Raw genomic sequence first — 11,317 nt, 5'->3', positions numbered from 1 at the left:
GCCCCGCCCCGCCCAAGAGGAGCTCACCGCCCTCTACCGCGCCTGGTTCCGCGCCCAAGGCCACTGACCGCTCTCCCGGGGGTCGCCCCCGGCCCACCTCACGCTCACGCTCGCGGGCGGACGGTCTGCCCAGGAAGTGGTAGGCGTGCGACGGCTTACAGTTCCAAGGCAGGCAGCGCCCGATTCGACGGACGGCCAAGGCAGTCACGCCCCGAAGAGTGCCGGATGGCGAGACGCCGGACGCAAACATTCGCAGTCAAATGGTCAAGAGGGGACAAGGTGGAAGAGCTCAACCTGGGCTTCACCGGGCCCGCGCAGAGCGACTATCTGTACCACTTCACTGGTCGGAACGGGGACCACCCCGACACGGTGCCAGATGAGATATGCAAGATGAGCGCTGAGCAGCGGCTTGCGCGCATCTTGCAAGAAGAACGGTTCCAAGCGTTCGAGCCATTCGGGGCGAGGGAAAAGTGCGTGTGCTTCTCGGAAAGCACGGAAGCACATCTCAGGTACCTCATCGAAGTGGGGCGCTTCAAGCCGTGGGGAGTGGTCGGGCGCCGTTCCGCGCTCCTTCGACTCGGAGGCGGTGCCGTCGCCTATGTCCCGGATCGCATACACGCACAGTTCAAGTCGGCTGGGCTTGGGCACTGGGCGGTGCGTACCAGCAGTGACTCGACGTGGCTGCATGAGCGGGAGTGGCGACTGCCCTTACCGAAGGGAAGCATAGGTATCAGCAGTCTGCAGGCCATTCTGGTCGGCGATCCAGACTGGCGCCCCTCGTTCGTCACGTCCTGGGTGGACGGCTCGACTGGCGAGCCACTGCCACAACCCGACGACAACCCGTACGCAGAGGAAGTGACCGACCTGCCCCGTCTCTGGCGGGAGTCCTGGATCTGGGTGTGGGATCAGCAGCGCGGCTTGGTGAAGAACTCGCCGGGTGTGCTCTGCTGAGACCCCGACGCCACGGTCACAACCAACGCAAGCGAGCCCACCGCCATGCTGACATCCGCAGGCGTTGCCGCGCCATCTAGGTAACGATTCCGGCGGTTCGGGGCGTTACCCCGTCACGCTGGTGAGTAAGGTACCCGCATGAGTGCCCCGTACGACCCTGATGACAGGGAAAAGGTAGTCGCCAAGTTGCCTGCCGCGCTGCGGCAGGAGCTCAAGATTCGCGCCGCAGAGCTGAGCCTGGACATCCAAGACGCTGTCACCGAGGGCGTCCATGCCTGGCGTGGTGAGAAAGCCCCGCGCCCGCAGGTAGACACGGGGGGTGGGACCTCGTTCGCGACCTACCTCCCCACCGGGCTGTACGGGGTGCTTAAGGCCGACTGCAAGGAGCGGGGGATCCCGGCCAACCAGGGGCTGGCGCAGGCGATCCGTCTCTGGCTGGAGACCCATCCGTCGCCTCGCCGACTCCGCCGGACCGCGGGTGCCCGCCGCATCATCTTCGGTAACCAGAAGGGCGGCGTGGGGAAGACCTCTACCTCTGCTGGCACAGCGGAAGCGCTGGTCGAGCTCGGCTTCCGGGTCTGCCTGATCGACTTCGACCCGCAGGGTCACCTGACTCAGCAGCTCGGCTACGAACTGCTCGGCATCGAGGAGCCGAGCCTGGCCAAGTACATGTTGGGCGAGGCGGACGGTGAACTGCGGGATCTGCTGGTGTCGATAGAGGAAGGCGGCTTCGGCGGCCGGCTGTTCCTGTTGCCGGCCTGCAAGGACGCCTTCCTGCTCGATGCGAAGCTCGCCACCAGCCGGCACGTGCGGATCAAGGAGACGGCGCTGGAGAAGGCGTTGCAGCCGCTGGAAGCCGAGTTCGACTACGTCGTCGTCGACTGTCCGCCGAGCCTGGGCTTCGCGATGGACACCGCGCTGTACTACGGCCGTACCCGGGAGGACGAGGAGCCGGACACCTCGGGCATCCTCATCCCGGTGCTGGCAGAGGACTCCTCCGCCGACGCCTACGACATGCTGTACGACCAGATCCAGGACCTCTCCCAGGACATGGACATCGAGATCGCCTTGCTGGGGTTCGTGGTCAACATGTACGACAGCCGGAAGGGCTTCATCGCCACCTCCTCGCTGAACAGCTGGAAGGAGATCGGGGACCCGCCCGTCGTCGCTGTCATTCCTGATGTGAAGGAGCAGCGGGAGGCGGTGCGGATGAAGCAGCCGCTGCTCACCTACGCTCCGGAGTGCGAGCAGTCCGAGGCCATGCGCGCTATCGCGCGGAGGATCAGCTGATGAGCGTCAAGGACAGGCTGGGCACCGGCAGTTCGTTCGGTAACGTTCCACGGGGCCGGAGCCCGCGCGGGAGGGCAAAGGCTGTCGCCCAGGGAGATGTGCCGGCGTACGAGCTCGTGCGTCTCCGGCTGGACGAGGTCTCCCCCACCCCGTTGAACCCGCGGCGGAACTTCGGCACCGAGGAAGAGCAGACCCGGTTCGGCGAGGAGCTGCGCGTGGCGCAGCTGGCGGCCTGTGTCGCTGTCACCCGGGCGGTGTACCTGAAGCTCTGGCCGGACCACGAGGAGCGGATCGGCGAGGCCCTCTACGTCCTGGTCAACGGCGAGCGCCGCTTCCGCAGCGCCGTGCACGTCGGCCTCGAAGCCCTGGACTTCGTCGTCCGGGACGACCTCGCTTCCTCGAGGGAAGAGTTCGTCGACCACCTGCTGAAGGAGAACCTCGACCGGGAGGACTTCGACGTCATCGAGCGCGCCCGCGGCGTCCAGCAGCTGGTGGACGTGTGCGCGGAGGAGAACGAGCGAGGTGCTCGTGCCCGCGCCGCGGAGCGGCTGAAGAGGGACAGGTCCTGGGTGACGAACCAGCTGGTGCTGCTGGAGTTGCCGGAGAAGTTGCAGAAGATGCTCAGCTCCGGCGAGGTGTCCGAGCGGAATGGGCGTCTGATGGCTCGCCGGCTCCGGGAACAGCCGGAGCTCACCTCGGTGCAGCTGCTGGACCATCTGAAGGCGGTCAAGGACCAGGAGGAGCAGAAGCGGGAGGAAGAGCAGGCGATACTTCGGGCGGCGCGAGACAGCGGCCAGCCGCCGAGTTTGTTGTCCGCGGACAACAGACCTGTCGAGCCGCCCCCTGCGACGAGCGCGGAACCCGCCCGCAGCTCCCGGCGGCCGCTGCGGCTGGGGCCGCCTCAACCGGCCCCCGCCGCCACCACCGCTGGTGTCAGCAGCACGGGCGGCACACCCGTTGATGGTTCGTTGTCCGCGGACAACGAACAGATGCCCCAGATCGAACAGCCGGCGGCCCCCGGCGAAGTGCCCTGGGGCGATCCGGCAGCGCTACACGAGCTGCTGCTGAAGAAGATGTCCCCTGCGGATCGCACCGTCCTGGCCCAGCTCCTGCTCGGTACGACGGCTTCCTGACTCGTTTGTTGTCCGCGGACAACAAACCTCGGAACGCCACTGGGGCCGGTCTGGAACCTCACAGGTTCCGGACCGGTTCCCTATCGGCAATCGGTGGCGAAGGCAGCTGTCCGGTCTCAGCGGACCTGGGGCTGTCTCAGTCCACCTGGGGTATCGATGGCTGCGTCTCAGTCCGGATCGGGCGATGACCGCAACCGCTGTCCGTTCTCACTGATCCTTTCAGCGTCTCACCGTGTTGCGCGCAGACCTGGCGAATTCTCAGGCGGCAGCCTAGCTGACAGGCTGTTTCGCCTGGTTTACACCAGTCTGGGTTGATGTGAGTCTCATCGGAGTTGGCGTTTCTCATCAATGTCTGCCGTGACCGATGAGTTTTGTGCGGATCCGTGGTCGATACGGCTGCATGCACGACAGCGGTGGGCCTGTGCTGGGGACGTTCCAGCGCGGGAGGAAGCAGATGGAGGCTGTGATGAGCGTCGACAACTCCGACCTGGGGCACGCGATCCGGACTGGCGAGCAGGGGACGCGGGTGAGCGGTCCCAGGGTGTTGGTGGCGGGGGCGAGCATCGCGGGACCTGCGCTGGCCCACTGGCTGCGCCGGTGGGGGGCCGAGGTGACCGTGGTGGAGCGGGCTCCCGAGCTGCGTCCCGGCGGGCAGGCGGTGGACGCACGCGGGGTCGCCAAGGAGGTCATCGGGCGCATGGGGCTGGACGCGGCGGTGCGCGCGGCGTGCACCGACACCGCCGGCGCGCACACCGTGGACACGGACGGCCAAGTGCTGGAGACCTTCCGTGCCGACGACGACGGTGGCGACGGGTTCATCGCGGACATCGAGATCCTGCGCGGGGACCTGTCCCAGGTGCTCTACGACGACACCCACGACGGCGTCGAGTACGTCTTCGGCGACCGAATCGCCGAGCTCGCCCAGGACGCGGACGGGGTCGACGTGGTCTTCGCGGGCGGCAACCGGCGGCGCTTCGACCTGGTGGTCGGCGCCGACGGGCTGCACTCGGAGCTGCGAGCGATGGTCTTCGGGCCGCATGAGCGGTTCCTCCGCCACCTCGGGCACGTGCTGGCCTTCTACAGCGTGCCCAACGAGTTCGGGCTGGACCGCTGGCTGCTCGAGTACCAGGATCAGGAGTCCGGGCGCTCCGCCCTTCTGCGGCCCATCCAGGACGCCACCCGGGCGATGGCCATGTTCTACCTCGCCTCGGCCGACTTCGACGTCGACCACCGTGACGTCGCGGCCCAGAAGGTTCTGCTGCAGGAGCGGATGGCGGGACTGGGCTGGTTGACCCCGGACATCCTCGCGCACCTGGACGACACCCCTGACTTCTACCTCGACCAGGTCGCCCAGGTGGTGATGGACCGCTGGTCGAGTGGACGGGTGGGGCTGCTCGGGGACGCGGCGTTCAGCCCCTCGCCGATGTCCGGGCAGGGCACCGGGCTGGCCCTGGTCGGCGCCTACCTGCTGGCCGGCGAGCTGGCTGCCGCCGGATGGGACCCCGACGCCGGGTTCGCCCGCTACGAGGCGCGGATGCGCTCGTTCGTCGAGGCCAACCAGGAGATCGGCCGGTTGAACGCCCGCAGCCGCGACGTCCCCGGGCCAGACGCCGAGCCGCGCCCCGATTTCGCCAGCGAATGGTTCACCGAGCTGGTCGGGCACGCGGTCAACGGCATAGAGCTGCCCGACTACGCGGGGGTGCCGGACTCCGCAGCCCCGGCCGGATCGCCGATCACCTCGTCGGCCAAGCCGTAGGTGTCACATAACGGGTCGAGAGGGACCACGCTTCGATAGGACACCGCCGGACGACCTCCGCTCATGCCGCATGGTGCGCGTTGAAGCGCCCGTTCGGCGGCCAGGCCACGTTCCGATGAGGCGGTGTTGACTCGGAAACTGACAAGATCGATCAGATTCCACCGCACGGGGTCTCAGCGGTTCTGTCACTTCCCTGGTCGGCGCTCACCGGAACTGACAAGACCATTGGGACATCGACCCCGTGACGTCCAAGCCCATTGATCCCCAGCCGGATCGCTCGCCCGTCTTGTCTCAAGGCAGTTGTCAGTACGCAGCTCGCCGACATGGCTCCCTGACACGATGGATGAGAACGGACAACCGCAGTCCCTGGTTCGGATTCCCCGTCACAATTACTCCGTGACGAGACAGCAGAGCGAGATCACACGAATCGCCTCAGCCATTGCCAAGTGCGCGTATGACGGCTTCGCTCTGATCGCGATCGACGGCCTGGGCGGAGCCGGAAAGAGCACCCTCGCAGCCAGGCTTGTTGAAGTCCTGGGCGGGGCACAGCATGCCGTCGTCGTCCACGGCGACGACTTCTACCGCACGATGGCCCCGGAAGAGCGGCTGCGGCTCACTCCCGAAGAGGGGTACCAGCAGTACTTCGACTGGGAGAGGCTGCGCGACCAAGTACTCATTCCGCTCGCCACAGGCAAGGCAGCGTCCTACCAGCGCTACGACTGGTCCACGGGTGCGTTGACCACAGGCCGAGTTGGCGTCCCCCCTTCCGGCACGGTCATCATCGAAGGGGTCTACACCGCTCGCCCGGAGCTGGCCCACTACTTCGACCTCACCGTCTACGTCGACACGCCGCGCGATACGTGTCTGCACCGCCAGCACGCCCGCGGACACGACCACGGCCCCAGCAACTGGATCGAACGCTGGCGAGCCGCCGAGGAGCACTACCTCACCGCCACGGAGCCGAGTGTCCGGGCAGACCTCACGGTCAGGGGCTGCTGAAAGCACACCACGGGCCCAGGTTCCGGACCGAGGCCCTGTGGTGGGTCAGCGCTGGACGACGGGGCGTGCCAGGTCGCGGTGAACGAGGGTGACGTCGAGCGACGCTCGGCCGGCGGTGAGGGTGGCGAGGTCGAAGTCGGCGGCCTGCTCCTGGTCGCCGCGCACCACGGTGCGGGTGCGGCCGCGGTGTTGGCGGCGCGGTGTCTGCCGCCGGCGCAGCCGAGGGCCACGGTGATGTCGCCGGCGCTGGGGCCGGCGAGGTAGGCGTCGAGTCGCCAGGGCGGTTGATTCCGGGGGTGGCCATCACGGCGTGCCGGACCGGGGCGTCGTGGGCGGTGCGTTCCCCCGCATCTCGGGGAGATGTGGGGTCCCGGGAGTGGTTGCCGGAGGTCGATGGTCAGGAGAGCCGGACAACGCCCTCAGTTCTGGCCTTCGCCGCATCCGCAGATGCACGCTGGGACCATAGCCGGATGAGTACGCACGGCCTAGAGGACTTTCTCCACTCAACAGCAAACCGGCTGGCGGAGGATTACGCCCGCATCCGCAAGCGCAACGATGATCCCGGCACGTCGGGGGACGAGGGCGAGGCAAACTGGGCGCGGCTCGTACTGCAGAAGTGGCTGCCCGCCGGGTACCACGTGGTGACAAAGGGACGCATCCTCAGCTCCGGCCGTGTTCGGGACGGGCAGCAGATCCCGCCAGAGATCAGCCCTCAGATCGATGTGCTGGTGCTCTCCCCCTTCTACCCGAGGGCCCTAGTCGAGGATGAGGTGAAGGTCTACCTCGCGGACGCTGTGGTCGCAGCTTTCGAGTGCAAGAACACCCTCAAGACGAGGCACTTGATCGAAGCCGCCGCCACGGCGGCCGTCGTGCGCCGCCTCACTGCCCCCAGGAGTGGCACCCCCTATCTCGAATTGTTCGGCGCTCCGATCTACGGAGTGCTCGCCCACTCCCACACCTGGCAGGGTGAGGGGTCCGATCCTGTCGGCAACATCGAGAAAGCCCTCGTCAAGGGCATGAACGCGGTGGCGTACCCACGCGAGCTGCTGGACGTGGTGTGTGTGGCAGATTTGGCCACCTGGTGGGCGTTCAAGATTGGTGGCTCGGGCCGCCCCGCACGCCGGTGGAGTCGTGGGCGAAGCTCCGGGACACGATCATGCCCGGGTACCCCGCCGAGGGCTGCGTGCAAACTCAGCTGAACCGACACGACTCTCCCATGGCTTCCCTGATGGTGCTTATAACTGTGCTGTTGCGCCGCATCGCCTGGGAGGAGCCGAGGCTGCGGCCGATCGCCAGCTACTTCGAGAACGTGGCCAAACCCGTGGGTGGCGGGCCGACGCGGCTGTGGGATAACCACGTGTACAGCACGGGCGTGTGGAGGCAGATCGCAGCCGGGCGGTGCGGTGGCCCCCCTGAGACCGGAGACCACTGGGCTCCTCTGCTGATGTAGCACAGGGGCCATGGCCGGTGGTCATGGGTGGACTCGAGGTCGACCGGCCCGCCCGGGAGGCGGGCCGGGTGTTAGAGGGCGCCGGCCGTGGCGGTGGCCAGGGCGAGGGCGATGACGGCGGCGATCGCGGTGAGGACAGCGGCGCGCAGCAGTTGGTGCTTGCGGAGGGCGATGCGGGCGAGGCCTTGGACGGTGTCCTGGGTGGGGCCGGTGCTGGCGTCCGGGGTGATCTGGTCCGGGTCGCAGGTGGCCCAGTGGATCCAGGAGCCGGGCAGGATGCCGCCGAGGCGGGGGAGGATGCACAGCAGCGCGAGGACCATGGCGGTCGCGAGGCCGGCGGCGCCGGCGGTGACGAACGGCAGGGCGGCGGCGGGGATGGTGCGGCCGGGGAGCACCGTGACCAGGACCGCGCTGGGCAAGCCCAACGCGCCGAGCAGCGCGGCGGCTTCACCGTCGGCCGCGGTGGTGGCGCCGACGACGATGGCGACGGCCTTGTCCAAATGATCGCGAGAGTCGGTCGCGGGCATGACGAGGTGGCCCTCCTTGGCGGGCGAGTGGGTGGATCGGGGGTTAGGGCCTGTCCGGCGGATCATGTGGCGGGTCGATGTCAGTGGTGGGCAATACGATCCGGGGATGCGAGCTTCAGGAACGTTCAAAGTTGCCGACTTCACGCCGGCCCAGGTACCCAGCCCACAGATTCAGACCGCGGTGTCTGTCGGCGCAGCCACGATGGACAAGCAGTACGAAGGTGAAGTAATCGGGCGCTCGACCACCTTGTTCACCTCCGCGTTCAACGAGTCCACCGCCATGGGCACCTACGTCGCCATGGAGTCCTTCGACGGGACGCTCCATGGCGGGGCAGGCTCCTTCAACTTCGCGCACTCCAAAACCACTTTGGACGAAAGCCCGCAGGACGAGTTCTTCGTCATCGTTCCGGGCAGCGGAACGCGCGAGCTGGCAGGGATCACCGGGAGCGGAGGCATCAAGGTCGACGCGGATGGCACACACCGCATCTGGTTCGACTACGAAATCGATCAGTAACGCAGCACGTCAGGCGCGAAGCCACAGGCGGATCGCAGCGAGGGTGACCGTGCCGTGGAAGATGTAGGCGCGCTTGTCGTACCTCGTGGCGACGGCCCGGGAGTTCTTGAGGCCGTTGATCGTCCGCTCGACTTCGTTCCTCCTTTTGTAGATCGTCTTGTCGAAACCGGCGGGCCGTCCTCCCTTGCTGCCGCGGCTCTGCCGGTTGGCCCGCTGGTTCTTTGGCTCGGGGATGGTGTGCTTGATTTGGCGTCGCCGCAGGTAGCGGCGGTTGCGGCGGGAGGAGTACGCCTTGTCGCCGCCGAGATGATCCGGCCGGGTGCGGGGGCGCCCGCCGCCGAGGCGGCCGACCCGGATGCGTTCCATGACGGGGATGAGCTGCGGTGCGTCTCCCCACTGGCCCGGCGTGATGAGCAGGGCCAGTGGGCGGCGCCCGCCCTCGCCTGCGAGATGGATCTTGCTGGTCAGGCCGCCCCGGGAGCGTCCGAGCCCATCGTCGGGGCGGTGCTGCCGGGGCGGGCGTCTTTCCCCGGCACCCGAGGGGGCCTTCTGCGGGCCCCGGCGGCGTGCTGGTGGGCCCGGCAGGAGGTGGAGTCCACGGCAGATGCGGCTTCAACCGGACCCATTCCGCGTTCGTGAGATCTCCCCGCCCCATGGACATGCCAACGATCAAGGGCTGAGTAAGTCACATGATCCGCCGGACAGGCCCTAGGCCGCTTGGGCGAGGGCGAGGTCGGCGGCGTCTGGCGAGCAGTCCCAGCAGGAGCCGAGGGTCCGCAGCGGCAGGCACTTCATGTAGCGGACCTTGCAGACGGGGCAGGTCTGCCGGGCGGCCATGGCCCGGTCCAGCGCCTCCTCCTGCGCCAGCGTCGGCGTCCTCTTGGGCACGGCCAGGTCGACGTCGTACAGGCCTGCCTTGCGGGTGCAGACGCGCAGGGGGCGGGTGAGGCAGCGCCGGCAGCGCACGTGTCCGACCGGGGCGTGGCCGCCTGGGGCGAGGTTCATGGCGCGCAGCTGGCGGCGGGTCACCAGGCCGTCGGGGACCTTGCCCCACTCGTAGACCGGCAGCCCGCCTTCAATGCTGTCGGCGCCGACGTGCAGCTCGGCGGTCACGGCCGGACCGCCTCGAGGTGGCGGCGGATGCACGCGTACTTCTCGGTGGTGGTGTGGCCGTCCCACTGGGCGCGCGGGTCGCTGGCCGGCACCCGCTCCACGGCGGCGAACAGTGCCTGGTCGCGGGGGTGGATGTGCCAGGTCAGCGGGCGGCCGGCGAGGGTGAGGTGGAGCAGCAGCCACCCGGGCGGCATGTCCTGGGCGTCCGTGATGACCGCATGGTGGTGCGCGGCGAGGAGCGCCAGGAGGTGGGCCCGTTCCTCGTAGACGGTGTCGGCCGGCGAGGGCGGCGGGGCGAGGCGGCGCCGGATGGCGTCGCGCAGGCGGCGGAGCGGGGTGGTCTTCACGCGGCGGTCACCACCGGGATGGCGCCGGGGGTGTAGGCGTCGACCAGGTGGCAGTCCCAGCCGTAGTCGGGCTCGGCGCGGAACAGCCACCACTGCTTGCTGGTGATGGTGGCGATCGTCTGGCAGCCCCCACGGCCGCGGCAGGTGATGTCGTGGCAGCCGGAGCGGCACAGGTTCAGGTAGTCGTGCAGCGTGGTGCCGACGATCTCCTGCAGGTAGCTGGCGAGCGCGGCCTCGGCGAGGGTGAGGTCGTGGGTGCCGATGACCACCAGGGGCTCCTCGTCGTCCCCGCAGGCCGTGACGCCCAGCCCGTGGTAGATGCCCTCGACCCAGATCTGGTCGGCGGTCAGGATCGTTCCCGGCACCGCCGGGGTGGTGTCGATGTCGGTGTCGATGTCGGTGAGCACGTCGTCGTCTCCCTTCACGCGGCCGGGCTGTCCGGCTCCCCGTCACCACCCGACCCGCACCGGCCGTGGCCGGTGCGGGTCGGGTGGATCAGGCAGCCGCCAGAACGGTCAGCGGGTGGTGATGTGGGTGATCGACGGCCTGAGGGTCAGGCCGTGGAGGGCGAGGGTGGAGGCGGCGGTCCAGGCGAGGACGGCCAGGCCGGTGGCGACCGGGCGGCCCGGGTCCGGGGTGCCGTGCCAGACCATGGCGACGCTGGCGGCGCCCCAGGCGGTCCAGGTGAGCCGGCCGCCGGTCGTGCCCAGCCACCCAAGCACCAGCGCGCCGGCGCCGAGGAGTTGCCAGGCGGCGTAGGCCGTCGTGGCAGTGACCGGCAGCCCTGCGGTGTGGGCCTGGAGGTAGGTCTCGATGGGGGTGGTGAGAGTGGCGACCAGGCCGGTGCCGCGCGGGGCATCCGGCAGGTCGATCGTGGGCATCGTCCAGCCCGCGATCCACGCGATGACCTCGAGGACGCCCCACAGGATCAGCCCGACGACGATGGCGCCGGCGGCGACGACGGCGGCCTTGATCCAGGTGGCCGCGCCCGCCAGGCCGGTGTCGTAGGCGTCTGTCACGTCTTGGGCGCGGTCGCTGATCCAGTCCATGGCCGGCTCCCACCACTCCCGCGCCGGCTGCGCGGGGGCGGTGGGCTGCTGGGCCTGGTCGTGTTGCTGCCCGTTGTCGCCGGGCTGGGAGTTGTCGGACGGGGTGTTGCTGGTGTTCAACGGGGCTCCGTCTCATCTCGGGTGGGAACAGCGGCGGCCCGCCCGAGCGGTGTCGGGCGGGCCGTGGT

General features: G+C 68.7%; 12 protein-coding genes and 1 pseudogene. 7 read left to right on the top strand and 6 right to left on the bottom strand.

What is annotated here, in order from left to right; genetic code table 11:
- Positions 1-279: 279 nt before the first annotated feature.
- From E1265_RS25860 to E1265_RS25835, 6 genes are all read left to right on the top strand, one after another.
- Positions 280-951 carry a hypothetical protein gene (locus tag E1265_RS25860; RefSeq protein ID WP_132933419.1) on the top strand — a complete coding sequence of 224 codons (672 nt, stop codon included), beginning with the start codon at positions 280-282 and terminating at the stop codon, positions 949-951.
- Positions 952-1,089: 138 nt separating this feature from the next.
- A complete protein-coding gene (locus E1265_RS25855; RefSeq protein ID WP_132933418.1) occupies positions 1,090-2,241 on the top strand; it encodes a ParA family protein in 1,152 nt (383 codons plus the stop codon).
- Between the two features lie 98 nt (positions 2,242-2,339).
- On the top strand, positions 2,340-3,374 hold the full coding sequence (locus E1265_RS25850; RefSeq protein WP_207931205.1) for a plasmid partitioning protein: 1,035 nt from the start codon (positions 2,340-2,342) through the stop codon (positions 3,372-3,374).
- 466 nt (positions 3,375-3,840) lie between these two features.
- Positions 3,841-5,130, top strand: coding sequence for an FAD-dependent monooxygenase (locus E1265_RS25845; RefSeq protein WP_207931204.1), 1,290 nt, complete (start codon positions 3,841-3,843; stop codon positions 5,128-5,130).
- A gap of 396 nt (positions 5,131-5,526) precedes the next feature.
- Positions 5,527-6,129: an AAA family ATPase gene (locus E1265_RS25840; protein WP_165953877.1), complete on the top strand. Its 603-nt coding sequence runs from the start codon at positions 5,527-5,529 to the stop codon at positions 6,127-6,129.
- 470 nt (positions 6,130-6,599) lie between these two features.
- Positions 6,600-7,328, top strand: a complete 729-nt coding sequence (locus E1265_RS25835; RefSeq protein ID WP_132933416.1) for a DUF6602 domain-containing protein — start codon at positions 6,600-6,602, stop codon at positions 7,326-7,328.
- A 322-nt stretch (positions 7,329-7,650) separates the two neighbouring features.
- Here E1265_RS25835 and E1265_RS25830 read toward each other — a convergent pair whose 3' ends face one another.
- Entirely contained in the window at positions 7,651-8,106 is a 456-nt protein-coding gene (locus tag E1265_RS25830) for a Pycsar system effector family protein (RefSeq protein WP_132933415.1), read from the bottom strand.
- 106 nt (positions 8,107-8,212) lie between these two features.
- Between E1265_RS25830 and E1265_RS25825 the strand changes: the two genes are divergently transcribed.
- Positions 8,213-8,620, top strand: a complete 408-nt coding sequence (locus E1265_RS25825; RefSeq protein ID WP_132933414.1) for a DUF3224 domain-containing protein — start codon at positions 8,213-8,215, stop codon at positions 8,618-8,620.
- Positions 8,621-8,629: 9 nt separating this feature from the next.
- Here E1265_RS25825 and E1265_RS25820 read toward each other — a convergent pair.
- The 5 genes and pseudogenes from E1265_RS25820 to E1265_RS37290 all read right to left on the bottom strand — a co-directional run.
- Positions 8,630-9,222, bottom strand: a pseudogene (locus tag E1265_RS25820) (IS5 family transposase); the annotation flags it as partial.
- Positions 9,223-9,328: 106 nt separating this feature from the next.
- Complete coding sequence (locus E1265_RS25815) at positions 9,329-9,733, bottom strand: RRQRL motif-containing zinc-binding protein (protein ID WP_132933413.1); 405 nt, start codon at positions 9,731-9,733, stop codon at positions 9,329-9,331.
- On the bottom strand, positions 9,730-10,080 hold the full coding sequence (locus tag E1265_RS25810; RefSeq protein WP_132933412.1) for a hypothetical protein: 351 nt from the start codon (positions 10,078-10,080) through the stop codon (positions 9,730-9,732). Before E1265_RS25810 ends, E1265_RS25815 begins: the two co-directional genes overlap by 4 nt.
- Complete coding sequence (locus E1265_RS25805) at positions 10,077-10,505, bottom strand: hypothetical protein (RefSeq protein ID WP_132933411.1); 429 nt, start codon at positions 10,503-10,505, stop codon at positions 10,077-10,079. The genes E1265_RS25810 and E1265_RS25805 overlap by 4 nt, the downstream gene beginning before the upstream one ends.
- Positions 10,506-10,595: 90 nt before the next feature.
- A complete protein-coding gene (locus tag E1265_RS37290; RefSeq protein WP_165953876.1) occupies positions 10,596-11,249 on the bottom strand; it encodes a hypothetical protein in 654 nt (217 codons plus the stop codon).
- Between the last annotated feature and the right edge of the window lie 68 nt (positions 11,250-11,317).

This window comes from Streptomyces sp. 8K308 (assembly GCF_004348315.1).
Classification (GTDB): Bacteria; Actinomycetota; Actinomycetes; order Streptomycetales; family Streptomycetaceae; genus Streptomyces.
This window is presented reverse-complemented; position numbering and strand designations above follow the sequence as displayed.